Source organism: Actinomadura opuntiae (assembly GCF_030283205.1).
Lineage (GTDB): Bacteria > Actinomycetota > Actinomycetes > Streptosporangiales > Streptosporangiaceae > Spirillospora.
Map to the genome: position 1 here is coordinate 328,487 of NZ_JASNWF010000001.1, position 24,289 is coordinate 352,775.

22 protein-coding genes are annotated in these 24,289 nt (G+C 74.3%); 4 read left to right on the forward strand and 18 right to left on the reverse strand.

Annotation, left to right across the window (positions count from 1 at the left end; translation table 11 throughout):
• Positions 1–116 precede the first annotated feature (116 nt).
• Positions 117–1,106 carry a Gfo/Idh/MocA family protein gene (locus QP089_RS01820; protein WP_285909364.1) on the forward strand — a complete coding sequence of 330 codons (990 nt, stop codon included), beginning with the start codon at positions 117–119 and terminating at the stop codon, positions 1,104–1,106.
• Here QP089_RS01820 and glpK read toward each other — a convergent pair.
• The 5 genes from glpK to QP089_RS01845 all read right to left on the reverse strand — a co-directional run bounded on the left by glpK (position 1,082) and on the right by QP089_RS01845 (position 6,391).
• Positions 1,082–2,599, reverse strand: coding sequence for a glycerol kinase GlpK (glpK, locus tag QP089_RS01825; protein WP_285909365.1), 1,518 nt, complete (start codon positions 2,597–2,599; stop codon positions 1,082–1,084). The genes QP089_RS01820 and glpK overlap by 25 nt on opposite strands.
• Before the next feature lie 39 nt (positions 2,600–2,638).
• Positions 2,639–3,487 (reverse strand): MIP/aquaporin family protein, encoded by an 849-nt coding sequence (locus tag QP089_RS01830; protein ID WP_285909366.1) that lies wholly within the window; start codon positions 3,485–3,487, stop codon positions 2,639–2,641.
• 156 nt (positions 3,488–3,643) lie between these two features.
• Entirely contained in the window at positions 3,644–4,147 is a 504-nt protein-coding gene (locus QP089_RS01835; RefSeq protein WP_285909367.1) for a MarR family winged helix-turn-helix transcriptional regulator, read from the reverse strand.
• 52 nt (positions 4,148–4,199) lie between these two features.
• Positions 4,200–5,873, reverse strand: coding sequence for an FUSC family protein (locus QP089_RS01840; RefSeq protein WP_285909368.1), 1,674 nt, complete (start codon positions 5,871–5,873; stop codon positions 4,200–4,202).
• A 77-nt stretch (positions 5,874–5,950) separates the two neighbouring features.
• Positions 5,951–6,391: a nuclear transport factor 2 family protein gene (locus QP089_RS01845; protein WP_285909369.1), complete on the reverse strand. Its 441-nt coding sequence runs from the start codon at positions 6,389–6,391 to the stop codon at positions 5,951–5,953.
• Positions 6,392–6,586: 195 nt separating this feature from the next.
• On the opposite strand from QP089_RS01845, the gene QP089_RS01850 reads away from it, so the two are divergent.
• A complete protein-coding gene (locus tag QP089_RS01850) occupies positions 6,587–7,432 on the forward strand; it encodes a siderophore-interacting protein (protein WP_285909370.1) in 846 nt (281 codons plus the stop codon).
• A gap of 108 nt (positions 7,433–7,540) precedes the next feature.
• On the opposite strand, the gene QP089_RS01855 is transcribed toward QP089_RS01850, so the two are convergent.
• Positions 7,541–8,899, reverse strand: a complete 1,359-nt coding sequence (locus QP089_RS01855) for an ABC1 kinase family protein (protein ID WP_285909372.1) — start codon at positions 8,897–8,899, stop codon at positions 7,541–7,543.
• Between the two features lie 100 nt (positions 8,900–8,999).
• A complete protein-coding gene (locus QP089_RS01860; protein ID WP_285909374.1) occupies positions 9,000–9,674 on the reverse strand; it encodes a QsdR family transcriptional regulator in 675 nt (224 codons plus the stop codon).
• 123 nt (positions 9,675–9,797) lie between these two features.
• Here QP089_RS01860 and QP089_RS01865 point away from each other — a divergent pair, with 123 nt between their 5' ends.
• Together QP089_RS01865 and cphA are read left to right on the forward strand one after the other, a co-directional pair.
• Complete coding sequence (locus QP089_RS01865; protein ID WP_285909375.1) at positions 9,798–10,631, forward strand: cyanophycinase; 834 nt, start codon at positions 9,798–9,800, stop codon at positions 10,629–10,631.
• Positions 10,632–10,633: 2 nt separating this feature from the next.
• Positions 10,634–13,291: a cyanophycin synthetase gene (cphA, locus tag QP089_RS01870; protein ID WP_285909376.1), complete on the forward strand. Its 2,658-nt coding sequence runs from the start codon at positions 10,634–10,636 to the stop codon at positions 13,289–13,291.
• Here cphA and QP089_RS01875 read toward each other — a convergent pair whose 3' ends face one another.
• The 11 genes from QP089_RS01875 to QP089_RS01920 all read right to left on the reverse strand — a co-directional run bounded on the left by QP089_RS01875 (position 13,292) and on the right by QP089_RS01920 (position 24,133).
• Positions 13,292–14,119 carry a phosphatase PAP2 family protein gene (locus QP089_RS01875; protein WP_285909377.1) on the reverse strand — a complete coding sequence of 276 codons (828 nt, stop codon included), beginning with the start codon at positions 14,117–14,119 and terminating at the stop codon, positions 13,292–13,294.
• A gap of 106 nt (positions 14,120–14,225) precedes the next feature.
• Positions 14,226–16,463 (reverse strand): MMPL family transporter, encoded by a 2,238-nt coding sequence (locus QP089_RS01880; RefSeq protein WP_285909378.1) that lies wholly within the window; start codon positions 16,461–16,463, stop codon positions 14,226–14,228.
• Between the two features lie 156 nt (positions 16,464–16,619).
• Positions 16,620–17,213 (reverse strand): acyl-CoA-like ligand-binding transcription factor, encoded by a 594-nt coding sequence (locus tag QP089_RS01885; protein WP_285909380.1) that lies wholly within the window; start codon positions 17,211–17,213, stop codon positions 16,620–16,622.
• A 141-nt stretch (positions 17,214–17,354) separates the two neighbouring features.
• Positions 17,355–18,515 carry a 4-hydroxybenzoate 3-monooxygenase gene (locus QP089_RS01890; RefSeq protein ID WP_285909381.1) on the reverse strand — a complete coding sequence of 387 codons (1,161 nt, stop codon included), beginning with the start codon at positions 18,513–18,515 and terminating at the stop codon, positions 17,355–17,357.
• Positions 18,516–18,578: 63 nt separating this feature from the next.
• A complete protein-coding gene (locus QP089_RS01895) occupies positions 18,579–19,379 on the reverse strand; it encodes an IclR family transcriptional regulator (RefSeq protein WP_285909382.1) in 801 nt (266 codons plus the stop codon).
• 14 nt (positions 19,380–19,393) lie between these two features.
• A complete protein-coding gene (gene pcaC / locus QP089_RS48680; protein WP_353070407.1) occupies positions 19,394–19,783 on the reverse strand; it encodes a 4-carboxymuconolactone decarboxylase in 390 nt (129 codons plus the stop codon).
• Entirely contained in the window at positions 19,780–20,559 is a 780-nt protein-coding gene (pcaD, locus tag QP089_RS01900; protein WP_353070409.1) for a 3-oxoadipate enol-lactonase, read from the reverse strand. The genes pcaC and pcaD overlap by 4 nt, the downstream gene beginning before the upstream one ends.
• On the reverse strand, positions 20,556–21,752 hold the full coding sequence (pcaB, locus tag QP089_RS01905) for a 3-carboxy-cis,cis-muconate cycloisomerase (protein WP_285909384.1): 1,197 nt from the start codon (positions 21,750–21,752) through the stop codon (positions 20,556–20,558). The genes pcaD and pcaB overlap by 4 nt, the downstream gene beginning before the upstream one ends.
• Positions 21,742–22,323 (reverse strand): protocatechuate 3,4-dioxygenase subunit alpha, encoded by a 582-nt coding sequence (gene pcaG, locus QP089_RS01910; protein ID WP_285909385.1) that lies wholly within the window; start codon positions 22,321–22,323, stop codon positions 21,742–21,744. Before pcaG ends, pcaB begins: the two co-directional genes overlap by 11 nt.
• Positions 22,323–22,988 (reverse strand): protocatechuate 3,4-dioxygenase subunit beta, encoded by a 666-nt coding sequence (gene pcaH / locus QP089_RS01915; RefSeq protein WP_285909386.1) that lies wholly within the window; start codon positions 22,986–22,988, stop codon positions 22,323–22,325. Before pcaH ends, pcaG begins: the two co-directional genes overlap by 1 nt.
• Positions 22,989–23,146: 158 nt before the next feature.
• Positions 23,147–24,133, reverse strand: coding sequence for a sigma-70 family RNA polymerase sigma factor (locus QP089_RS01920; protein ID WP_285909387.1), 987 nt, complete (start codon positions 24,131–24,133; stop codon positions 23,147–23,149).
• Between the last annotated feature and the right edge of the window lie 156 nt (positions 24,134–24,289).

Sequence of the window (24,289 nt, forward strand, 5' to 3'; positions counted from 1 at the left end):
GCTTCCTCTCGGACGGATCGAGCACGGACAGTGAGTAATCAGTTACGGACCGTCTCGGCGGATGCTAGATCATCCGCCCGGCCCGGTGAAGGACCGCCACCCCGTACGATCGGCCCATGACCGACTCACCGCTGCGCTGGGGGATCCTCGGGACGGGCGGCATCGCCGCCGTGTTCACCGAGGACGTGCTGCGCCTCCCCGACCACGAGGTCGTCGCCGTGGGCTCGCGCTCGCACGGCACCGCCGCCGCGTTCGCCGAGCGGTACGGCATCCCCCGGGCGCACGGCTCCTACGCCGATCTCGCCGCGGACGGCGGCGTCGACGTCGTGTACGTCGCCACCCCGCACCCCATGCACTACGAGCCGGCGCGGCAGTGCCTGGAGGCGGGCCGGGCCGTGCTGGTGGAGAAGCCGTTCACCACCGGCGCCGCCGACGCCGAGAAGCTGGTGGCCCTCGCCCGCGAGCGCGGCGTGTTCGCCATGGAGGCCATGTGGACGCGGTTCAGCCCGCTCGTCCGCCGGCTGCGCGAGCTGGTCGCCGAAGGGGCGATCGGCGACGTCACGGCCGTGTACGCCGACTTCTCCATCACCAGCGCCTACGACCCGGCGCACCGGCTGTGGTCGCCGGAGCTCGGCGGCGGCGCGCTGCTCGACCTCGGCTGCTACCCGCTGTCGTTCGCCTGGCCGCTGCTCGGCGCGCCCGCGTCCGTGCAGGCCACCACGTCACCCGCGCCGACCGGCGTGGACGCCAACACCGGCATCCTGCTCGGGTACGCCTCGGGCGCGGTGGCGCTGCTGCACTGCGGCCTGCGGGGCGACTCGCCGCACGCCGCGACCGTGGTCGGGACGCGGGGCCGCATCGACGTCGCGTCCCCGTTCTACCGTCCCGCGTCGATGACGGTCGTGCGGACCGGCGGCGACCCGGAGGTCCTCACCGCCGACATCGAGGGGCACGGCTACACCTACCAGGCGCAGGAGGTGGCGCGCTGCCTGCGCGCCGGCCTCACCGAGTCGCCGCTGATGCCGCTGGACGAGACCGTCGCGATCCTGCGGACGATCGACGAGATCACCTCGCGGTTCGGTCAGTCGACGTCCACCCAGCCGTAGGTGCGCTCGACCGCCTTCTTCCAGCCGGCGTAGCCCTTCTCGCGCTGCTCGTCGTCCCAGGTGGGGAGCCAGCGCTTGTCCTCGTTCCAGTTCTGGCGCAGTTCGTCGGTGTTGTTCCAGAATCCGACGGCCAGGCCGGCGGCGTAGGCGGCGCCGAGTGCGGTGGTCTCGGCGACCACCGGCCGCGACACCGGGACGCCGAGGATGTCGGCCTGCATCTGCATGCACAGCTCGTTCGCCGTCACACCGCCGTCGACCTTCAGCACGTCCAGCGTGACGCCGGAGTCCTCGCGCATGGCCTCGACGACGTCCCGCGACTGGTAGCAGATGGATTCGAGGGTGGCGCGGGCCAGGTGGGCGTTGGTGTTGAAGCGGGAGAGGCCGACGATGGCGCCGCGGGCGTCCGAGCGCCAGTAGGGGGCGAACAGGCCGGAGAACGCGGGCACGAAGTAGACGCCGCCGTTGTCCTCGACTTGCCGGGCCAGGTTCTCGCTCTGGGATGCGCCGGAGATGATGCCGAGCTGGTCGCGCAGCCACTGCACCGCCGACCCCGTCACCGCGATCGAGCCCTCCAGCGCGTACACCGCCGGAGCGTCACCGAACTTGTAGCAAACGGTCGTGAGCATCCCCGCCTTGGACCGGACGAGTTCCTCACCGGTGTTGAGCAGCAGGAAGTTGCCGGTTCCGTAGGTGTTCTTGGCCTCGCCCGGCGAGAAGCACACCTGCCCGACCGTCGCGGCCTGCTGGTCGCCGAGGATGCCGGTCAGCGGCACCTCGCCGCCGAGCGGTCCGTTCGCCCGCGTCACGCCGTACGGCTCGGGCGCGGACGACGGCCTGATCTCCGGGAGCATCGAGCGCGGGATGCCGAAGAACGACAGCAGCTCGTCGTCCCAGTCGAGGGTCTCCAGGTCCATCAGCATGGTGCGGCTGGCATTGGTGACGTCGGTGACGTGCACGCCGCCGTCCGTCCCGCCCGTCAGGTTCCACAGCACCCAGGTGTCCATGTTGCCGAAGACGGCCTCGCCGTTCTCCGCGGCCTCGCGCGCCCCGTCGACGTTCTCCAGGATCCACTGGACCTTGCCGGCGGAGAAGTAGGTGGCCGGCGGCAGGCCCGCGCGGTGCCGGATCGTCTTGCCCCGGTCGTCGCGTTCGAGCGCGGAGGCGATCCGGTCGGTGCGGGTGTCCTGCCAGACGATCGCGTTGTAGTACGGCCGCCCGGTGCGGCGGTTCCACACCAGCGTGGTCTCGCGCTGGTTGGTGATGCCGAACGCGGCCAGGTCGTCGTGGTGCAGGTTCGCCTTGTTCAGGGTCGTCTGGACGACCGCGCGGGTGCGTTCCCAGATCTCGGTGGGGTTGTGCTCCACCCAGCCCGCGCGCGGCAGGATCTGCTCGTGCTCGAGCTGGTGGCGGGCGACCTCGTTGCCGCCGTGATCGAAGATCATGAACCGGGTGCTGGTGGTGCCCTGGTCGAGCGCTCCGACGAAGTCGGCCATGCGGGCTCTGCCTTTCTGCGCGGGGACGGGAAGCGCCCGTCACTCAACGTCGTACTCGGGCCTCGGCTCGACGCCGCCCGGGCCCTCCTCGGGGATGTGCCGTCCGATCAACAGGAGGTACAGTCCGGCGCCGAGCACGCCGCCGATCAGCGGCCCGGCGATCGGCACCCAGAAGTACAGGTCCCCGTACTGGTCTCGCCAGGCGCTGTCGTAGCCGGTGATGAACTGGGCGAGCCGGGGCCCGAAGTCGCGCGCCGGGTTGATCGCGTACCCCGCGTCCGACCCGAACGCCATCCCGATCGCCACCACGATCAGCCCGATGATGAACGGCGCCATGTTCGCCAGCGGCGGCGAGTTGCGCGCGTCGGTCAGCGCGAGGATCAGGAACAGCAGGATGGCCGTGCCGATGACCTGGTCGCGGAACGCGCCCCAGGTGTGGATCGGCAGCGAGCCGTTGCCGGGCATCGTGGAGAACACGAACTGCGACTTGGCGGTGTGCCCCGGATCGAACTTGTGCAGGATCTCGTTGTAGTCCCAGCGGACGATCAGCGCCGCGACGAACGCGCCGAGGACCTGGGCGAAGATGAACGGGACCACCTTGCGCCAGGAGAAGCCCTTGAAGACCGCGAGCGCCACGGTCACCGCCGGGTTCAGGTGACCGCCGCTGAGCCGCGCCGACACGTAGACGCCGAGCGTGACCGCGATGCCCCAGGCCCAGGCGATGGCGTCGTGGCCGCCGAGGCTCTGCGGCTCGCCGAGGCCGCTGCCCGCGACGGCCTGCGCGACGACGCCGATCCCGAAGAGGATGAGGATGAGCGTCCCGGCGAACTCCGCGGACATCTCGATGACGAGATCCGGGAGCCTGCGCCCTCTCGCGGGCTGGGTCATCTCTCCTCCTCCAGGGTGTGACGCACGGCACAGTTGATGATCACTGCCCGCGTTCCTTCCCCCGGCGAGCGCCCCCTACACGGCCCGATACCGGACAGCGCCCGCGACGGCCGCGGCGCCGGGCCTCCGGGTCCTCCGGATTCTCCGGCCGCCGCGCTACCCGATCAGCCCGCCGAGCCTGCCCTCCAGGACGACGAGCAGCTCGGCGAGCGCGCCCGCCAGCTCCTCGCGCCGCTCCTGCGGCAGCCCCGACAGCAGCGCGGACTCGTACCCGACCTGGTCCGGCATGATCCGGTCGATGAGCGCCCGGCCGTCCTCGGTGAGCGCCAGGTGCTGGACGCGCCGGTCCCGCTCGTCGGGGCGCCGCTCGACCAGGCCGCGCTCCTGGAGCCGGCGGAGCCGCTTGGTCACCGCGGCGCCGGAGGAGAACGTCTCGCGGGCGAGCCGGGTCGGGGTGACGCCGGGCCCGAGCCGGCGCAGCGCGGTCAGCACGTCGAACTCGGCCCGGACGAGGCCCTCGCGGCTCAGCGGGCCCTCCTCAGCCTGCTGGAGCAGCGCGGCGCAGCGGGTGATCCGCCCGATCACCGCCAGCGGGGCGGTGTCCAGCCCGGGGTGGATCGCCCGCCACTGGCGGATCACCTCGGCGACCACGTCCTCCACGGCACCCCTTGCGCTGTCACATCCGTGTCCCGTCCGGGCGATCGTACGCCCGTCACGCCGCCCGGGACGCGACGGCGCGTGCGGGAGCGAGCGCGGCGAGCGCCCGGTGCGCCTCGCGTTCGGCCCGCTCCACGCGCTCCTCGGGCAGCGCCTCCTGCCACCATTCGCCGGACGCGACGTCCACCGCGTCGCGCAGCTCCACCAGCGCGGACGTGAGGCGTTCGCGCGCCCGCGCGATCTGCGGCGGGTCCACGGTGGCGGCGTCGGTCGAGCGGGCGGCGGCCGTCGCGGCGTCCAGCCGGTCGAGCGCAGCGCCAATCCGGCCAGTGGCGCGGCGGTTGGTGACGAGCGCGCAGCTCAGCAGCCCGGCCACCACGCCCACGCAGGTGTCCAGCCAGCGCTCGGCCGCCAGCCGCCCGGCGGACTGGAGGGCGGCCAGCTCGACCATCAGCAGCGCCATCGGCGTCACGAACACGCTGCCCAGCCAGTAGTTGCGGGCCATGGTCGCCTCGGTGCAGAACTGGAGCGCCATCACGGCGGCGACCAGCGCGAGCCCACCGATGCGGGTCGTGGGGAGCAGGACGGTGAACAGCGCGAGCCCGGCCAGGTTGCCCACGGCGCGCTGCAGCCCGCGGCGCCAGCTGAGGGTGATGTTGGCCTGGAAGACGGCGGCGGCGGTCACGACCGCCCAGTAGGGGCGGCCAACGCCGAGCGCCGCCGACGCCCAGCCGGCCAGTGCGGCGCCGACGGCGACGCGCGCGGCGATGGGGAGCAGTGGCGACCCGGGCCCCAGCGCCTCCAGCACGCCCCGGATCCCGCGCGGCGCGGCGGCGGCCCGCTCGGCGGCGATCCCCGCGAGCTCGTCCTCCTCCCCCGGACGGGCGGGCGGCCGGGGCACGGGCCGGTTGCGGCGCAGGTCCGCGGCCCAGCCGGCGAGCCGGTCCGGGTCGTCCGGAGCCCCGGCGACGACGGTCCCGACGTGCGCGACGAGGCGTTCGAGCGCCCGCCGGTTCGCGGCCCGGGCCGGGGTTCGCGCGCCCACCCAAAGCAGCGTGTGCCAGGCGGCGTTGATCGCGGCGGCCGCGTCGTGGCGGACCCGTGCCGTGGCCCCCGGTTCGACGGCGGCGAGCCGGGCCGCGGCCTCCAGGGCGCGGGCCACCGCCGTCCGCTCCGGACCGTCCGGGCGGACGAGTGCGGGCGCCATGACCACCAGCCAGGCGACCGCGCCGCCGGCGAGGCCGAGGGCCAGGTGGAACGGGACGTCGGCGAGCCGCTGGTGCGGGACGAACAGGCAGCTCGCCGTGATGAAGGTGAGGATGAGGCCGCCGGGCGGACCGGTGCGGGCCGCGTCGCAGAGCGCCTTGTGCGCGGCGGCGAGCAGCGCGGCGACCCCGACGCGGATCGCGGTGGAGTCGGTCGCCGCCGCCGTGACCAGCGCGATCCCCACGCTCGCGAGCATGCCGAGCACCACCCACGCCATGAAGCGGGCGCGGGAGGCGTAGGGCTCGCCGTGCGAGTAGATCGCGCACAGCGACCCGGCGGAGGTGTAGAGCGCGAGGTCGAGCCGGCCGAGCGCCAGCAGGACCAGCGCGGGGACGCCGAACGCGATGGGCGCGCTCAGGGCCGCCTTGTGCCAGATGTCGGCGGCCCTCCCGACGGACAGGACGCCGCGCAGCGGCAGTGGCCGGATCCGGACGGCCGCCGCGCCGGTGCTCTTCTCGCTCACCACTAAAGCTTAACAAGTAATTTACTTGTGAAATATATGGCGGGCGTGTGCTCCCCACCACGTCCGCGCCCGGCGCCCTAGCCCTTCAGCCAGGGATAACGTGCCGTGTCGCCGCTCGCGTAGTCCGGGTCCAGGTAGATGAAGACCCGCTGGATCTTCCAGTCGCGGATCTCGAAGACGTCGCACCACCGGCCCGCGCCCCACTCGGGCACGCCCGCCCGCCAGGGCCCGTCCCGGTGCTCGCCGTGGCTGGTCCCCTCGACCACCAGCGTGTCCCCGCCGGAGAAGACCCAGTTGAACGTGGCGTAGTGGTGCTCGATGGACCTGATCGTCGCGCCGACGTCGCCGAACAGCCGCCCGATCGCGTCCTTGCCGGTCGCCAGCCCCCACTTGGGGAAGTAGACCTGCGCGTCGTCGGCGAACAGGTCCAGCAGCGGGGCGCCGTCCGAGGTCACGCCGCCGTTGTCGAATCCCTTGAGGTACTCCAGCGCGACCGACTTGCGCTGCTCGTCCGTCATCGTCTGCCTGCTGACCGCCAACCGCCTCACCCGTCCCGTGCGCAGAGGAAGCCGCCCAGCCGACCGTACCCCGGCAGGCCTCCCGCCGTTGGTCCTCCGGACGTCTCGGGGAATGCGCCGGGTCCGGCGGAACAATCCTGACGCGTCAGAGGTTAGGGTTACCTAATTACTACTGATCGACTCGCGGAGGTCCGCATGGCCACGGAACCGGTACGCAAGGGGCGGAAGCTCAACCGCGGGACGGTGCTGCGCACCGAGCGCCTCACCCCGCACATGATCCGCGTGGTGCTCGGCGGCGAGAGCCTGCGCGGGTTCGGCGCCGGCGCGTTCACCGACCACTACGTGAAGCTGCTGTTCCCGCGTCCGGACGTGGCGTACCCCGAGCCCTTCGACATGGAGAGGATCCGCGCCGAGATGCCGCGCGACCAGTGGCCGAGCGTGCGGACCTACACCGTCCGGGCGTGGGATCCCGAGGCCGTGGAGCTCACCATCGACTTCGTCCACCACGGCGACAAGGGCATCGCCGGCCCGTGGGCGGCGAACGCCCGTCCGGGCGAGGAGATCTTCTTCAACGGCCCCGGCGGCGCCTACGCGCCCCGCGCCGAGGCCGACTGGCACCTGCTGGTCGGCGACGAGAGCGCGCTTCCCGCGATCGGCGCCTCTCTCGAGCGGATCCCCGACGGCGCCCCCGCCCGGGTGTTCATCGAGGTGGCCGGGCCCGAGGAGGAGCAGGACCTGCGCGTTCCGGCCGGCACCGAGGTCGTCTGGCTGCACCGCAACGGCGGCCAGGTCGGCGACCTGCTGGTCGAGGCCGTCCAGAAGCTGGACTTCCCCGACGGCGAGGTGCACGCGTTCGTGCACGGCGAGGCCGGCTTCGTCAAGACGCTCCGCCGCCACCTGCGCGTCGAGCGCGGCCTGCCGCTGGAGCAGCTGTCGATCTCCGGCTACTGGCGCCGCGGCCGCGACGAGGACGGCTGGCAGTCGAGCAAGCGCGACTGGAACCGCCAGGTCGAGGAGGAAGAGGCCAAAGCCCTCTCCTGACGGCGCCCTCCGCTCGCCGGCGCTCGCTGCGTTCGCCGTGCGGGGCGGCCCGTCCCGTTTGGGCGGGCGGCCTCCGCTCGCCGCGTTCGTGGAGGCGCGGCGGGTGGGTCAGGCGGTGGCCTGGGTCTCGTCGTCCTGGTCGGGGCCGCCGTCGTCGGCGAAGCCGGGGAGCCAGCGTTCGGCCTCGGCGCGGTAGTCGCCCTCCGCCTCCAGCTGGCAGAGCACGCCGCCGCCGCCGGCGAGGGCGCGGCTGACCGCGAGGTACTGCGGCGGCAGCCGGAACTGGCGGGCGAGCGCGCCCGGCCGCATGTCGGAGGCGAGGCCGAGGCCGCGGGCGGTCTGCTCGCGCATCCACTCGCGGGTGTAGCGGAACCGGTCGACGGCGAACGGCGCGGCGTGCGGGGCGACGAGCGCGGCCACCTCGTCGGGGTCGACCTCCGCGTCCGGGGTGAGGAAGCCCTCCTCCCACAGCGCGTCGACGATCTCGTCCGGGTCGCCGAGCGTGCCGATGCGCAGCAGCCGCCCGATCGACCACTGCAGCTCGGCCGGGACGTGCGCGGCGCCGCCGAAGTCCATGACGCCGAGGCGGCCGTCGTCCAGCAGCCGGAAGTTGCCCGGGTGCGGGTCGATGTGGATCATCTCGCAGCGGGACGGGCCGGACAGCAGGAAGCGGAACAGCAGCAGGCCCGCGCGGTCGCGCTCCTCCCGGCTCCCCTCCGCGATCACCTTGGCCAGCGGGGTGCCGTCCAGCCACTCGGTGACCAGGACGTTCCCCGACTGCGCGACGACCGCCGGGACGACGAAGTCGGGGTCGCCGGCGTAGGCGTCGTGGAAGGCGGTCTGGGCGCGGGCCTCGTCGACGTAGTCGAGCTCCTTCTGCAGCCGGCGCTTGAGGTCGGCGACGACCGGCTTGACCTCGACGCCGGGGAACAGCGGCGTGATCACCCGGCTCAGCCGGGAGATCTGGTTGAAGTCGCTCATCAGCGCCTGGGCGGCGCCGGGGTACTGGACCTTCACCGCGACGGTCCGCCCGTCGTGCCAGACGGCCTTGTGGACCTGGCCGATGGAGGCGGCGGCGGCCGGCCGGTCGTCGAACTCGGCGAACAGGTCACGCCAGTCGGCGCCGAGCCCCTGGGCGAGGACCTTGTGCGTGGTCGCGGCGGGCATCGGCGGGGCGGCCTCCTGGAGGCGGGTGAGGCTCGCGCGGAACGGTCCGGCGACCTCCTCCGGCAGCCCGGCCTCGAAGATCGACAGGAGCTGGCCGACCTTCATCGCGCCGCCCTTGAGCTCGCCGAGCACCGAGAACAGCTGCTCGGCGGTCCGGCGCTGCACCTCCAGCGCGACGGCCTCGGCGGGCCGGCCGATGGTGCGCTTGCCGAAGCCGAGGGCGGTGCGCCCGGCGAAGCCGAGCGGCAGCGTGGCCAGCTTCGCGGTCCGCGTCACCGCGCGGCGGGGTATGTCACTCACGGCCCGACCGTCCCTCGTTCGACAGCGCGTCCAATGATCTCCAGCCTCTCATGGCGGACTAATGCCACGAAATAGTCATTCCCGCTAAAAGCATCAGCGCTCAGACGGGCTCGGAGATTCCCTCGCCGTCGCGCGGCCCGCGGCCCGGACCGGCGGGCGCGTCGTGCCGGCAGGGCCGCAGCAGCAGCGCCACGACCTCGAGCGCCTGCTCGATCTCCGGCCGGTTCCCGCCGAGGTAGTGCGCGTACATGAACGAGTCGGCGATGCGGACGACGGCCTGGGCGAGCGTCCGGGTCGGCAGCGGCACCGCCAGCGCGCCGCGGTCGATCTCCCGCTGCAGCTCGCGGGTCAGCAGCTCGGTCGCGCGGTCCTCGATGGTGCCCGGCATCGTGGCGAGCCGGATGAACAGCCGGGGCTCGCGCTCGGTGAACGCCTGGAGCGGCGCGGCGTCCACCACCGCCCGCATGAACCGCTCCAGCACGGCGAGGATCCGCTCGGGCCCGGTGCCGCGCACCCCGCGCGCGGCGACCCGGTAGGTGCGCTCGGTCATCTCCGCCAGCACGGTGCCGAGCAGCTGCTCGCGGCTGCCGACCCAGCGGTAGAGGGTGGCGCGGCCGACGCCCAGCTCGGCGGCGAGCGCGGACATGTCGATGGGCTCGCCTCGCAGGTAGTGCGCGGACGCCGCGGCGCGGGCGGCGGCGGGGCCGGCCGGGCGGCGCGAGGCCGCGGGCGCCGGGGCGGGGCGGCCGTTCGGGGGAACAGAGCTGCCGCTCATCCGCCCAGCATGACACAGCCGCGACGATGCTCCGGCAGGCGCGGAACCGGGCTCCGGAGGCGCGTCCGATCCACTGATCGCGTTCGCGAGACTACCCGGAGTGATCAAGGGTAGTCGGTAGGTGTGAGGGAGAAGAGCGGGGGCGCCGGACGCAAGGGCCGGCTGCTGATCATAGGCGGGGCGGAGAACCGGACCTGCGGGTCCGGCCCCCTGGAGACGTTCGTCGAGCTGGCCGGCGCCGAGGAGGCGCGGATCGTGGTGGTGACGACCGCGACCGAGGTGCCCGAGGAGGTCGCCGAGGAGTACACCGCCGTGTTCGGGCGGCTCGGCGTGGCGTCGGTGCGGGAGCTGCGGCTGCTCGGCCGCGCCGCCGCCGACGGCGCCGCGACGCTGCGCGCCCTGGAGGCCGCGACCGGCGTGCTGTTCAGCGGCGGCGACCAGTCGCGGATCCGGACCCTGGTCGGGTCGCGGACCAACGAGCTGCTCAAGCGCCGGCTGGAGCAGGAGGGCCTGGTGATCGCCGGAACGAGCGCCGGCGCGACCGCGATGGGCCACTGGATGATCCTGGGCGGCCACGGCCACGAGGTCGCCGCGTCCAGCGTGCGGGTCGGGCCGGGCCTGGCGCTGCTGGACAACGTGCTGATCGACATGCACTTCAACGAGCGGGGGCGGCTGCCGCGGCTGCTCAGCGGCATCGCGCTGGACACCCGGCTGCTCGGCGTCGGCATCGACGAGGACACCGCGATCGTGGTGGGCGACGGGCAGTTCGCGGTCGTCGGCACCGGGGTCGTCACCGTCGTGGACGCGGGCCAGTCGACGGTCGCCTACGCGGCCTCCGACGACGAGCCGATGGCGATGCTCGACGTGTCCCTGCACCTGCTGCCCGCCGGGTGCTCCTTCCAGATGTACGACCGGCTGCCGGCGATCGGCACGATGCGCGGGCCCGGGGAGGACTAGCCGTGCGGCTCGACCATGTGCGCCGCCTCGGCGGCCCGAACGTCTACCTGAACCGTCCCGTCGCCGTCGCGCGGCTCGACCTGGGGGGCCTGACCGGCCAGGAGACCACCGACCATCCCGGTTTCGCCGGGCGGCTGCTGGACGCGCTGCCGGGGCTGCGCTCGCACCACTGCTCGGCCGGGCGGCCGGGCGGGCTGCTGGACGCGATGGCCCGCGGCACCTACTTCGGCCACGTCACCGAGCACGTGGCGCTGGAGCTGTCCGGCCTGATCGGCCGGGAGGTCTACTTCGGCCGGACGGTCCGCGCGGGCGGCCCCGGCGAGTACGAGGTGATCCTGGAGTGCCCGCGGGACGAGCCGTCCGGCACGCCCGTGGTGGAGATGCTGATCGAGCTGGCGGTGCGGACGGTGACCGCGGCGCTCGCCGGGCCGGTGCCGGATCCGGCGGCCGACCTGGCCCCGATCGCCGCCGAGTACGAGGCGGGACGGCTCGGGGTGAGCACCGCGGCGCTGGCCCGCGCGGCCCGCGAGCGGGACGTGCCGGTCCGCCGCGTCGGCGGCCTGAACCTGCTGCGGCTCGGGTACGGGCGGCACCGCCGGATGGCGTGGGCCGCGATGACCGACGGCACGTCCGCGATCGGGATGGAGATCGCGGCGGACAAGCGGCTGGCGCACCGGGTGCTGGCGGACGCGGGCGTCCCGGTCCCGGAGGGCCGGGTGGCGACCTCGCCCGCCGAGGCGCTCGCGGCGCTGCGGGAGATCGGCGCGCCGGTGGTGGTCAAGCCGCTGTCGGGGCACCAGGGCGAGGGCGTGCACATCGAGCTGTCGGAGCCGCCGGAGGTGGTGGCGGCGTTCGCGTCGGCGACCGGCGGGACGACCGGGGCCGGCGACGGCGGCGTGCTCGTCGAGTCCTACATCCCGGGCCGCGACTACCGGGTGCTGGTGGTCGGCGGGCGGGTGGTGGCGGCGGCGGAGCTGACCGCGGCGCGGATCACCGGGGACGGGGCGGCCACGGTCGCGGAGCTGGTGGAGCGGGTCAACGCCGACCCGGCGCGCGGCGAGGGCCACGACCGGCCGCTGACCCGGCTGGCGCTCGGCGCGACCGAGCTGGCGCTGCTCGCGCGGCAGGGGCACGGCCCGGACTCGGTGCCCGCGGACGGCGAGACGGTGTGGCTGCGCCGCAACGCGAACCTGTCCACCGGCGGCACCAGCCGGGACGTGACCGGCGACCTGCATCCCGAGGTCGCCGCGATGTGCGTGCGCGCCGCCGGGGCCGTCGGGATGGACGTGTGCGGCATCGACCTGCGGCTGCCCGACGTCGGCTCGCCGCTGCCCGCCGAGCGCGGCGCCGCGGGGATCCTGGAGGTCAACGCCGCGCCGGGGCTGCGCATGCATCTCGCCCCGCACGAGGGCGAGGGCCGGGACGTGGCGGGCGACGTCATCGACCTGATGTACCCGCCGGGGACGCCGTCGCGGGTCCCGGTCGTGTCGGTGACCGGCACCAACGGCAAGACGACCGCCGTCCGGATGATCGCGCACATGCTGGAGCTGAGCGGCGTGCGCACCGGGATGACCAGCACCGAGGGCGTGTACGTGGGCGGCCGGCTCGTCCACCGGTCGGACGCGTCCGGGCCGCGGTCGGCGGAGATCGTGCTTGGCGACCGGACGGTCGAGGCGGCGGTGCTGGAGACCGCGCGCGGCGGGATCGTCCGGCGCGGCCTCGGCTACGACCGCGCCGACGTCGCGGTGGTCACCAACATCACCCGCGACCACCTCGGCATGGACGGCACCGAGTCGCTGGACGACCTGGTCGACATCAAGGCGCTCGTCGCCGAGCAGATCCACCGCGGCGGCCACCTGGTCCTCAACGCCGAGAACGCGCCGGCGGCCGGGCTGGCCGAGCGTCCGGCGGTGCGGCGCCGCGACCCGGTGCTGAGCTACTTCGCCCTGTCCGCGGACGCGCCGGTGCTGGTCCGGCACCTGCGCGAGGGCGGCGCGGGCTACTGCGTCGAGCAGGGCTGGCTGACCGAGGCGCGCGGCCGCCGCCGCACGCGGGTGCTGCCGGTGGAGGAGATCGCGGGCGCCTCCGGGGGCCGCGCCGGGCACGTCGTCGCGAACGCGCTGGCGGCGCTGGCCGCCGCACGGGCCGTCGGCGTGTCCGTGGACATCGCCGCCGAGGCGCTGCGCACCTTCGAGCCGCACACCCGCAACCCCGGACGCGGCTGCGTGTACCAGGTCGGCGACAACCCGGTGCTGGTCGACTACGCGCACAACCCGGCGGCGATCACCGCGATCGGCGCGTTCGTGCGGGCGCGCTGGGGCGAGGGCGGCGTCGCCGCCGCGACGCTACCGGGCGACCGGTCCGACGAACTCGTCACCGAGACCGCCCGGGCGCTGGCCGCATCGTTCGGACGCGTCGTCGTCTACGAGGACGAGGACCTGCGCGGCCGCCGCTCCGGCGAGATGACCAGGCTGATCGTCCAGGGGCTGCGGGAGGGGCGCCCGGACGTCCTGCACCATCCGGCGGGCGACCTGAAGGGCGCGCTGGCCTCGGCGCTGGACATGGCCGGGCCCGGCGAGCCGGTGCTGCTGCTGTACGAGAAGCTGCAGCCGGTCGTCGAGCTGCTCGACACGCTCGGCGCCGAGCCGGCGGCGCTCTGACTAGGGCGCGCCCGGTTCCGCGCGCGTCCCGCCGGCGACCTGCGGCGGAACGCCGGCGGTCCGGGCTGGCATGGGGGGCCGCAGCAGCAGGACGGCGACGGCCAGCAGCGCCAGCACGACGATCCCGTCCATCCAGTAGTGGTTGGCGGTGCTGACGACGACGGCGATCGTGACGATCGGGTGCAGCAGCCACAGCCACCGCCACCGCGTCCGGCACGTCAGGACGAGCCCGATCGCGATGATCGCGGCCCAGCCGATGTGCAGCGACGGCATCGCCGCGTACTGGTTGGCCATCGTGTCGTGCTGCGGCGACCCGTACACCGACGGCCCGAAGTGCGCGGCCGTGTCGACCAGGCCGGTGGTGGGCAGCATCCGCGGCGGCGCCAGCGGGACGAGCAGGTGCAGCGCGAGCGCCCCGGCCGTCAGCGCGACCAGCACCCGGCGGATCCACCGGTAGTGCGCGGGCCTGCGCAGGTAGATCCACAGCAGGAACAGCGCCATCGCCGGGAAGTGCACGTAGGCGTAGTAGCAGTTGGCCACGTGCACGAGGAACTGGCTGTGCAGCAGCTCGTGCTGGACGTGCACCTCGCTCGGCAGGTCGAGGGCCCGCTCGATGTCCCAGATCCGGTGCGCGTTGCCGAACGCCTCGCCGACCCGGTCGTTGGCCAGCAGCCGCCCGAGCTTGTAGATCGTGAACAGCACGGCGATCAGCACCAGCTCGCGGACCGCGCCCGGCCGCCCGCCCGGCCGCCCGCCGTCCGGCCGTCCCGGTCTGCGCAGCCGCGCGAACGAGGAGTCCGGCCGGGACGGCTGTTCGAGGAGGCTCATGTGCTGCGGTCCTTTGGCGGGTGGGTCCACCGCACTCGGGCGAGCCGGCGGCTGCTGGGACGGCCCGGGCCGTCCCCCCGCGCGGAGGGACGGCCCGGGCCCCGGATCAGGTCACGGCGGGGTCGAGCTCGCGCTCGCCCCCGCGCGGCGCACCGCCGGCGCCGTCGCCGCCGGGTCCGCCGTCCCGTCCGTCTCGGAGCAGATGCCGAAGCCTCTCACCTTCGACGTCCACGTTGGGCAGGACGCGCGCGAGCCAGCCCGGCAGCCACCAGGCGGCGCGGCCGAGCAGCGCCATCACGGCCGGGACGATCGTCATCCGGACGACGAAGGCGTCGAAGGCGACCCCGGCCGCGAGCGCGAAGCCCATCATCTTGATCATCGACTCGGAGGAGGACAGGAACCCGGCGAACACCGCGATCATGATCACCGCGGCGGCGGTGACGACGCGGGCGCCGTGCCGGAACCCGGTGACCACGGCCTCGCCGGGGGCGGCGCCGTGCACGTGCTCCTCGCGCATCCGGGTGACCAGGAAGACCTGGTAGTCCATCGCCAGCCCGAACACCACGCCGATCATGAAGATCGGCATCATGCTCATGATCGGGCCGGTCGTGTCGACGCCGAACAGCCCCGACAGCCAGCCCCACTGGAACACCGCGACGACGGCGCCGAAGGTGGCCGCGACGGTGAGCAGGAAGCCGAGCGTGGCCTTCAGCGGCACCAGCACCGACCGGAACACCAGCATCAGCAGGATGAACGCGAGGCCGACGACGAGCCCGAGGTAGGGCGCGAGCGCACCGCCGAGCTTCGCCGACACGTCGATCATCATGGCCGTCCGGCCGGTGACCATGGCGCCGGCGCCGGTCCGCGCCTTCAACCCGTCGCCCTTGTCGCGGATCGCCGAGACGAGGTCCTCGGTGCGCTGGGAGCTCGGGCCGCTCTTCGGCACGACGGTCAGCACCGCGGTGTCGCCCTTGGGGTTGGCCTGCGGGGGCGTCACGGCCACGACGTCCGGCAGCGACTTGATCTCGCCCGCGAAGGTCTGCGCGGCCGCCTTCGCCCGGTCGCCGTCCACGACGACCATCAGCGGGCCGTTGAAGCCGGGCCCGAAGCCCTTGTCGAGCAGGTCGTAGGCCTTGCGCTGGGTGGTGGCGGGCGAGGCGACCTCGTCGCCGGGCATGCCGAGCCGCAGGTCCAGCGCCGGCGCGGCGATCACGCCCATGCCGACGATCGCCAGCAGCAGGACGGGCAGCGGGCGGCGGATGACGAACCGGGCCCACCGCTCCCCGAACGGCGGCCGGCCGCGCCGGGAGACGCCGCCGCGCAGGAACGGGATCCAGCCGCCGAGCACCTTGCGGCCCGCGAACCCGAGCAGCGCCGGCAGCAGGCTGAGCGCGATCAGCACGGCGACGACCACGGCGAACGCGGCGGCGAGGCCCATCTCGGTGAGCATCGGGATGCCCACCACGGAAAGGCCGGCCAGCGCGATGACGACGGTCAGCCCGGCGAACACCACGGCGGACCCGGCGGTGCCGACGGCGCGTCCCGCGGCCTCCTCGCCGGTGCGGCCCTCGCGCAGTTCGTGCCGGTACCGGGAGACGATGAACAGCGCGTAGTCGATCGCGACCGCGAGCCCGAGCATCAGCGCGAGCGTCGAGGTCATCGAGCTCATCTCGAACAGCCCGGTGGCGGCGGTGATCCCGGCCATCGCGATGCCGACGCCGAGGATCGCGTTGAGCAGCGGCAGCCCGGCGGCGATCAGCGACCCGAACGTGATGATCAGCACGACCGCGGCGACGGCGACGCCGATCACCTCGGTGGCGCTCTGCTCGGGCATCGCCTCGGTCGCGTCGCCGCCCATCTCGACCTGGAGCCCGGCGTCCCGGCCGGGCTGGGCGGCGGCGGTCAGCGCGTCGCGCGCGGCGTCGGTGACGTCGATCGCGGGCACCTTGTAGGTGACCTGCGTGTAGGCGATCCGGCCGTCCTGGGAGACGGACTTCGCCTGGTAGGGGTCGACGACGGAGGCGACCTGCGGCGCCGCCTTGAGCTTGGCGACGACCTTCTCGACGCCCGCCTTGCCGGCCGGGTCGGTGACGGTCCTGCCGTCGGGCGCGGCGAACACGACGCGGGCGGTCGCGCCGTCCGCCGACGCCTGCGGCATCTTGTCCTTGAGCAGGTCGATCGCCTGCTGCGACTCGGTTCCGGGCATCGAGAAGTCGTTGGAGGTGGGCCCCTTGAGCGCGGCGGCGCCGACGCCGAACAGCACGAGCAGCCCCACCCAGAGCAGCGCGACGAGCCGGCGCCGCCGGAAGGAGAACCGGCCGAGCCGGTAGAGGAAGGTGGCCAAGAGAGCGTCCCATCGGTAACGGGGCGTGCGGACATGGCCCCACGGCGGCCGGCCGTCAGGCTGTCACTCGGTCAAGGGGGTGGGGGGTGGTGGCCGCCGTGTCGGGGCCCCGGCGCCGCCCGGCGGCGTCTCGGCGCGGGGGTCGGAAGCGCCCGGCTAGGGGCCGGGCAGCCCGGCGCGCAGCTGGGCGAACGCCGAGTCGATCAGTTCGGGGAGTTCGGCCCCCGTCCGGCCGTCGACCCACAGGTCGACGGCGGTGCGCATGGCGACGCCCGCGGCGCCGGCCAGCAGGTGCGGGTACAGGTCGCGGCCGGCGTCGGTGCCGGTGCGCGCGGCGACGACCTCGGCGATCTGCCGCTGCATCTCGCCGAGGCCGCACAGCTGCTTGCCGACCAGCGCCGGGTTCTGCTTGACCACGCGCAGCAGCGCGATGGTCTCGTCCCGGGTGTCGGTGGGCAGCAGGGCCTCCCGGACGACCTCGCGCAGCGCCTCCCAGATCGGCTCGCCCGCCGGCCGGGCGCGCAGCGCGTCGATCACCGCCTGCGCGCCGTCGGTGAGCGGCGCGACGATCGCCTCCTCCTTGCCCGGGAAGTAGTTGTGGAACGTGCGCGGGGAGACGCCGGCCGCGTCGGCGATCGCCTCGATCGTGACGCCCTCGACGCCGCGCTCGACGGCGAGGAGGGCGGCGGCGCGGCTGAGCGCCTGGCGCGTCGCGACCTTCTTGCGCTCGCGCAGGCTCGTCTCGGTCATGCCCTCACGGTAAACCGAGCTTGCGTGTTCTGCAAAATTTCAGGCACTGCCAGCTTGCGTGATGTGCATCTCATCGCCGCCGGGAACACGGACGGGCCGCGCGCCGTTCCCCGGCGCACGGCCCGCGTGGCGGAGCCGGGACTAGCCGAGCGGAAGGCCGGTGTAGTTCTCGGCCAGCGACGTCTTGGCGGCCTCGGACGAGGCGACGTAGTCCAGGTGGGAGCGCTGGAGCCGCAGGGCGAAGTCGTCGGCGGCCGGGTCCACGTGCAGCAGCGTGGTCATCCAGTAGGAGAAGTGCTCGGCGCGCCACACGCGCCGCAGGCACGTCGGAGAATACGCGTCCAGCAGGGTCTCCGAGCCCGACGCGTACCGCTCCGTCAGCGCCCTGGCCAGCACGATCACGTCCGACACCGCCAGGTTGAGGCCCTTGGCGCCCGTCGGCGGGACGATGTGGGCCGCGTCGCCGGCGAGGAACAGCCGGTCGTGCCGCATCGGCTCGGCCACGAAGCTGCGCATCGGCGTGATCGCCTTGTCGGTGATCGGGCCCTCGCGCAGCTTCCAGCCGTCGTCGGTGGCGAACCGGGCCGCGAGCTCCTCCCAGATCCGCGCGTCGGACCAGTCCGCGAGGTCCTCGTCCGGCGACACCTGCAGGTAGAGCCGGCTGACCTGCGGGGACCGCAGGCTGTGCAGCGCGAACCCGCGGTCGTGGTTGGCGTAGATCAGCTCCTCGGTGGACGGCGGGACGTCGGCGAGGATGCCGAGCCAGGCGAACGGGTACTCGCGGGAGAACGTCCGCAGCCCCGGCACCGCCGGGCGGCTGACCCCGTGGAACCCGTCGCAGCCCGCGATGAAGTCGCACTCCAGGGTGCGGGTCTCGCCGGTGGCGTCGCGGAAGGTCACGCTGGGCGCCGAGGCGTCCAGGCCGACCACCTCGGTCTCGAACCGCACGTCCCCGCCGTCCGCCAGGCGCTTGGCGACCAGGTCCTTGACGATCTCGGTCTGCGCGTAGACCGTCACCGTCCGGCCCGTGAGGTCGGTCAGCGGGACCCGGTGCCCCGCGCCGCCGAACCGCAACTCCAGGCCGTGGTGGACGAGGCCCTCGCGGTCGAGCCGCTCCCCCACGCCGCTCTCGCGGAGCACGTCCGTGGTGCCCTGCTCGAGCATCCCGGCCCGCTGCCGCCGCTCCACGTAGCCGCGGTCACGGCTCTCCAGGACCACCGAATCGATCCCCTGCAGGTGCAGCAGATGCGACAGCAGCAGCCCGGCCGGGCCACCGCCGATGATCGCGACCTGGGTACGCATCGAGCCTCCTCGTCATCCGTTCTGGGGTTCCCCCCTGCGATGCTGGCGCGCGTACCCCCAGGTTCAGGCGCCGGCCTTCCGTTCGGCGGAAAACGTGTCGGGGTGTCCGCGCCAGTGCTGGGCGACGTCCCGCGACAGCGCCCGCGCCGCCGTCGTCAGCGGCGGCAGCAGCCGCCGCAGGTCGGCGCTGCGGGTGCGGGCCACCAGCGACAGCGCCGCCACCACCTCGCCCGTCCCGTCCCGGACGGGGGCGCCGACCGACGAGGCGCCGAGCGTCATCTCGTCGCGGGTCAGCGCGTACCCCGAGCGGCGGACCTGCTCCAGGCAGCGCCGCATCTCCTCCGGATCGGTGATCGTGCGGGCGGCGTGCCGCGCCAGCCCGGCGGCCAGGACACGCTCCCGGTACTCCGGCGGGGCGAACGCGAGCAGCACCTTCCCGACGCCGGTGGTGTGCAGCGGCAGCGTCGCGCCGACCTGCGTCACGACCGGCACCGAACGCGTCCCGCGCAGCCGCTCCACGACCAGGACACGGTCCTCGCGCAGCACGGCGAGCTGCACGTTGTCGTGCGTGGCCTCGTACAGGTCCTCCATGTGCGGAAGCGCCAGCTCCCGCAGCCCGGTGACTGCCGGGGCCTGGCTGCCGATCCGCCACAGCCGGGTGCCGATGCGGTACGTCCCGTCCGGGACCCGCTCCAGGAACCCGCCGCCGACCAGCTCCCCGACGAGCCGGTGCCCGGTCGCCAGGGGCAGCCCGGAGCGGCGGCAGATCTCGCTGAGGTTGAGGCGCACGTCGTCCTGGGCGAAGGCGTTCAGGATGGCCATCACCTTGCCCGCCACGCTCACCGGGCGCGCGCGCTCCGCCATGGCCCTCCCGCCGGTCACTCCTGTTCGGCCAGTACCCGCTGGGCGACGGCGAACGCCGAGTTCGCGGCGGGCACTCCACAATAGATCGCGGTCTGCAGCAGGACCTCCTTGATCTCCTCGGGCGCCAGCCCGTTGCGCAGCGCGGCGCGGACGTGCATGGCCAGCTCGTCCAGGTGGCCGCCGGCGACCAGGGCGGTCAGCGTGATGCAGCTGCGGGTCCTGCGGTCCAGGCCGGGACGGGTCCAGATCTCACCCCAGGCGTACCGGGTGATCAGGTCCTGGAAGTCCTCGGTGAAGGCGTCCTTGCGGGCCTCGGCGCGGTCGACGTGCGCGTCCCCGAGCACCTCGCGGCGCGTCCGCATCCCCTCGGCGTGCCGTTCCTCGTCGGTGCTGCGCGGGCTCATGGACGTCCCTTCCAGGTGCGGTCGAAATGGCCGATGATCGCGTCGGTGACCGGCTCCGGCCGCTCGGCGTTGGCCAGGTGCCCGGCGCCGTCGATCACGATCAGCTCGGCGCCCGGGATGCCCTCGGCGAGCCGGTCGGCGTGGCCGTACGGCGGGGTCGGGCCGTCCTCGGCCCCGGCGATCACCAGGGTCGGTGCGGAGACGCCGCCGAGCCGCGCGGTGGCGTCGAACGCGGCAAGCGCGTCGCAGCAGGCCGCGTAGCCCTCCGGATCGGTCTCGCGGAGCATCGCGACGTACGGCTCCGCGCCGGTGAACCCGGGCGTGAACCAGCGGCCGGCGGCGGTGTCGGCGACCGGCCCGACGCCTTCGCGGCGGACGAGCGCCGCGCGGTCCCGCCACGGGCCGGGGTCGCCGAACCGGGGCGAGGTGCAGCACAGGACGAGGCTCGCGACGCGCTCCGGCGCGCGGAGCGCGAGGGCGGTGCCGACGGCGCCGCCGAGCGACACCCCGGCGTACGCGGCCTCGCCGATCTCCAGGCGGTCGAGCAGAGCGATGATCCCGTCGGCGAGGTCCTCGACGGTGAACGGGCCGTCCGGCCGCGGCGCGCCGCCGTGCCCCGGCAGGTCGTAGCGCAGAACCCGCCACGAGCGGGTCAGCGCGGGCAACTGCGGCAGCCACAGGTCCATCGAGGTGCCGAGGGACGGGCCGAGGACGACGACCGGCGCGTCCGGCGGCCCGTCCAGGCGGTACTGCGGGATGTGGGGCTGGGGGGTCACGTGCGGCTCCTCCGGTACGCGTCGAGGGCGCGGTCGGCCAGCACCGCGGCGGCACCGGTGCCGGGGTCGCCGCCGAGGACGTCCAGCAGGCCGGCGAGGTTCTCGCCCATCCGCTCCGCCGACACCTCCAGGCCGCAGACGAGTTCGGCGGCGGTCTCGGCGGCGCCGCCGGTCAGCCGCAGGCACTCGCGCAGCGGCTGCCACTCGGCGTGCCACTCCCCTGCCGGCCGCTCCAGCGGCGCGGCCTGCGCGGCCAGCACGACCTGCGCGTACGCCGGGACCTGCAGCGCCGCCGAGCGGACCAGCGCCGACAGCGCCGGGTTGCGCTTGTGCGGCATCGACGACGAGCCGCCCCGGCCGGGCCCGGCGGCCTCGGCGACCTCGTCCACCTCGCTCTGCGCGAGCAGCCACACGTCGGTGGCGATCTTGCCGAGGGCGCCGGCGGTCACCGCCAGCGCCGAGGCCAGGTCGGCGACGGGAGTGCGGCGGGTGTGCCACGGCAGGACGGGGACGTCCAGGCCGGTCTCCTCGGCGAACGCGGCGACCAGGTCGAGCGCCCGGTCGCCGTAGGCGTCCAGCGTCCCGGCGGCGCCGCCGAGCTGGACGGGCAGCGCGACCGCCGCCAGCCGCTCGCGGGCCTCCAGGCAGCCGAGCAGCCAGTTCGCCGCCTTCGCGCCGAACGTGGTGGGCAGCGCCTGCCGGCCGAGGGTGCGGCCGGCCATCGGGGTGTCGCGGTACCGCGCCGCGATCCCGGCCAGCGCGTCCAGGGTCCGGTCGAGGTGGGACAGCAGGCCCCGCCGCGTCCGGGCCGCGACGAGCATGGCGCCGGTGTCGGCGATGTCCTGGCTGGTGGCGCCCTTGTGGACGTGCTCGCCGGCCGCGCCGGCGAGGCCGCGCAGGTCGGCGACCAGCGGTACGACGGGGTTGCCGGACCCGCGGGCCCGGCGCGCCACGCCGGCCACGTCGATCCCGCTGGCGGCCGCGGCGGCGGTGATCGCCTCCGCGGCCGCGGCCGGGATGATCTCCAGGCGGGCCTGCGCGCGGGCGAGCGCCACCTCGGCGTCGAGCATCGCCGCCAGGTACGCGGCGTCGCCCGTGGCGGCCTCGGCCTCGGTCCCGGCGCGCACCGGCGACAGCAGCCCCGCGTCGGCGGACGGCCCGTCCGCGGGGAACGGCGGCGTCTCAGAAGGCAAGGAAGACCGTCTCCCCCTCGCCCTGCAGCCGCACGTCGAACCGGTAGGTCCGGTCGCCCTCCCGCTCGGCGACGAGCGTCGCGCGGCGCTCGGCCGGGACCTGCGCGAGCAGCGGGTCGGCGGCGTGCGCGGCCTCGTCCTCGGGGAAGTAGATGCGGGTGGCCACGGGCTTCAGCAGGCCGCGCGCGAACACCAGCAGCGCGATGTAGGGCGCGCCCGCCCCGACCGCGCCGGGCTTGACCGTGGTGAACCAAAACCCGCCGGCCGGGTCGGTGCCGCACCGGCCGAACCCGGAGAAGTCATGCCCGTCCCGGACCATGCCGCCGGGCCGTTGCGGGATCTCGCCGTTCCCGTCGGCCTGCCAGATCTCCAGCAGCGCGTCCGGCACCGGCTCGCCCGCGCCGTCGAGCACCCGCCCGCGGACGGTGATCGCGTCCGGCCGCCAGCCCGGCACGACCCGGGGCCCGGCCTCGTAGGGCAGCGCGTACCCGAAGAACGGGCCGACGGTCTGCGACGGCGTGGCCTTGGCGGGCACGGTCTTGGCAGGCACGGTCTTGGCCGAGGTCGTCATCAGGCCTCCATCGGGGTGTCGCCGAGCACGATGTCCCACTGGAACCCCAATGCCCACTCCGGCTTGGTGAGATCCATGTCGAACCGCGAGATCAGCTTGTCGCGGTCCTTCTGCTCGGGGATCGACTGGAAGATCGGGTCGAAGGGGAACAGCGGGTCGTCCGGGAAGTACATCTGCGTGACGAGCCGCTGGGTGAAGGCGGTGCCGAACACCGAGAAGTGGATGTGCGCGGGACGCCACGCGTTGTGGTGGTTGCCCCACGGGTACGCGCCCGGCTTGATCGTGACGAACCGGTAGCGGCCGTCGTCGTCGGTGAGGCAGCGGCCCGCGCCGGTGAAGTTCGGGTCCAGCGGCGCCGGGTGGATGTCGCCGAGGTGGTCGTAGCGGCCGGCCGAGTTCGCCTGCCAGATCTCCACCAGCGCGTTCCGCACCGGGCGGCCCGCCCCGTCCAGCACCCGGCCCGTCACGATGATCCGCTGGCCGAGCGGCTCCCCGGAGTGCTGGACGGTCAGGTCGTGGTCCAGCCGGCCGAGTTCCTGGTGGCCGAAGACCGGCGCGGACAGCTCGACGCTGTCCGGGCCGAGCTTGGGCATGATCAGGTCCTGCGACGGGGCGCGGAGCACGGTGCTCTTGTAGCCCGGGTACAGGTACGGAGGGTGGGTCATCCGCTCGTTCCTTCCTTGACGCGCTCCGCCGGCGGGGTGGGAACGGCGCCGGCGGCGGCACCCCCTCCGCGCTGACCTCGCCACTGGCCTCCACCCTCGCAGCCGCCGCGGGGAGCGGCGCACCGGGGTTTCCGTTGAGCGGAAAACCGGAGCGGCTGTCAGGCGGTGTCGGGCAGCCCGAACACCGGGAACAGCGTCGTGTCGAAGAACGCCGACACCTGCGCCACGCCGTCGCCGGTGATGCTGAGCACCTGGAGCTGGAACGGCCGGTGCACGCCGTCGGCGTCCCGCCGGTACATCCCGAACGCCGGCTGCCCGTTCGCGGCGGCGGGCAGCATCCGCAGCTCGCCGGGCTCGGGGCCGCACTGCGCCCGGATGAGCCGCACGATCGCGTCGGCGCCGACGAACCACTGCGGGTACGGCGGCATCTCCCAGACCGCGTCCTTGCGGAACAGGTCCAGCAGCGCCTCGACGTCGGCGGCGTCGAACGCCCGCGCGTACCGCTCGAGCAGCTCGCGCTGGGCCGGGTCGGTGGGCTCGACCAGCTCGTCGCGCAGCGGCGCGGCCTCCTCCAGCTGGGCGCGGGCGCGCTGGAGCGCGCTGTTGACCGCGGCGGTCGAGGTGCCGAGCAGCTCGGCGGCCTCGGAGGCCTTCCACTTCAGCACGTCCCGCAGGATCAGCACGACCCGCTGCTTGGCGGGCAGGTGCTGCAGGGCGGCGACGAAGGCCAGCCGGGTGCTCTCGCGCGCCGCGACGATGGTGGCGGGGTCGGCGGCGTCCGCGCCCAGCACCGCGTCGGGGGCCGGCTCGAGCCACGGCACCTCCGGCGAGGCGACCACGGGCCGCTCCGGCTCGTCGCTGGGCGCGCCCAGCCCGGACGGCATCGGCCGGTGGCCGCGCTGGTCGATCGCGGTCAGGCAGACGTTCGTGGCGATCCGGTAGAGCCACGTCCGCAGGGACGAGCGCCCCTCGAAGTTCCCGTAGGACCGCCAGGCCCGCAGGTAGGTCTCCTGGACGAGGTCCTCGGCGTCGTGGATCGACCCCAGCATCCGGTAGCAGTGCGCCAGCAGCTCCCGCCGGTACGGGTCGGCCAGCTCCTGGAAGTCCGCGTCTTTCGTGGTGCTGTTCGCCATGGTGGTCGTCACCTTCGCTGGGCGGCATCGCTGCGGCGCTCCCGGTCCGACCGCCGCTCAACCCCGACCGTAGGCGACCCCACCGACAGAACACGCGCGTTTCCACGATCCTACGCTCGACCTGCGCTTTCGCCCGCGCCCGGAGGGCGGTCCCGGCCGCGCCCGGCC

Excerpts from the sequence above, each read along its gene's own strand:
- pcaG (WP_285909385.1), bottom strand. The coding sequence starts at position 22,323 with ATGACGACCTCGGCCAAGACCGTGCCTGCCAAGACCGTGCCCGCCAAG.
- QP089_RS01885 (WP_285909380.1), bottom strand. The coding sequence starts at position 17,213 with ATGACCGAGACGAGCCTGCGCGAGCGCAAGAAGGTCGCGACGCGCCAG.
- QP089_RS01895 (WP_285909382.1), bottom strand. The coding sequence starts at position 19,379 with ATGGCGGAGCGCGCGCGCCCGGTGAGCGTGGCGGGCAAGGTGATGGCC.
- QP089_RS01890 (WP_285909381.1), bottom strand. The coding sequence starts at position 18,515 with ATGCGTACCCAGGTCGCGATCATCGGCGGTGGCCCGGCCGGGCTGCTG.
- QP089_RS01875 (WP_285909377.1), bottom strand. The coding sequence starts at position 14,119 with ATGAGCCTCCTCGAACAGCCGTCCCGGCCGGACTCCTCGTTCGCGCGG.
- QP089_RS01820 (WP_285909364.1), top strand. The coding sequence starts at position 117 with ATGACCGACTCACCGCTGCGCTGGGGGATCCTCGGGACGGGCGGCATC.
- QP089_RS01830 (WP_285909366.1), bottom strand. The coding sequence starts at position 3,487 with ATGACCCAGCCCGCGAGAGGGCGCAGGCTCCCGGATCTCGTCATCGAG.
- pcaC (WP_353070407.1), bottom strand. The coding sequence starts at position 19,783 with ATGAGCCCGCGCAGCACCGACGAGGAACGGCACGCCGAGGGGATGCGG.
- pcaH (WP_285909386.1), bottom strand. The coding sequence starts at position 22,988 with ATGACCCACCCTCCGTACCTGTACCCGGGCTACAAGAGCACCGTGCTC.
- glpK (WP_285909365.1), bottom strand. The coding sequence starts at position 2,599 with ATGGCCGACTTCGTCGGAGCGCTCGACCAGGGCACCACCAGCACCCGG.
- QP089_RS01860 (WP_285909374.1), bottom strand. The coding sequence starts at position 9,674 with ATGAGCGGCAGCTCTGTTCCCCCGAACGGCCGCCCCGCCCCGGCGCCC.
- QP089_RS01845 (WP_285909369.1), bottom strand. The coding sequence starts at position 6,391 with ATGACGGACGAGCAGCGCAAGTCGGTCGCGCTGGAGTACCTCAAGGGA.
- QP089_RS01850 (WP_285909370.1), top strand. The coding sequence starts at position 6,587 with ATGGCCACGGAACCGGTACGCAAGGGGCGGAAGCTCAACCGCGGGACG.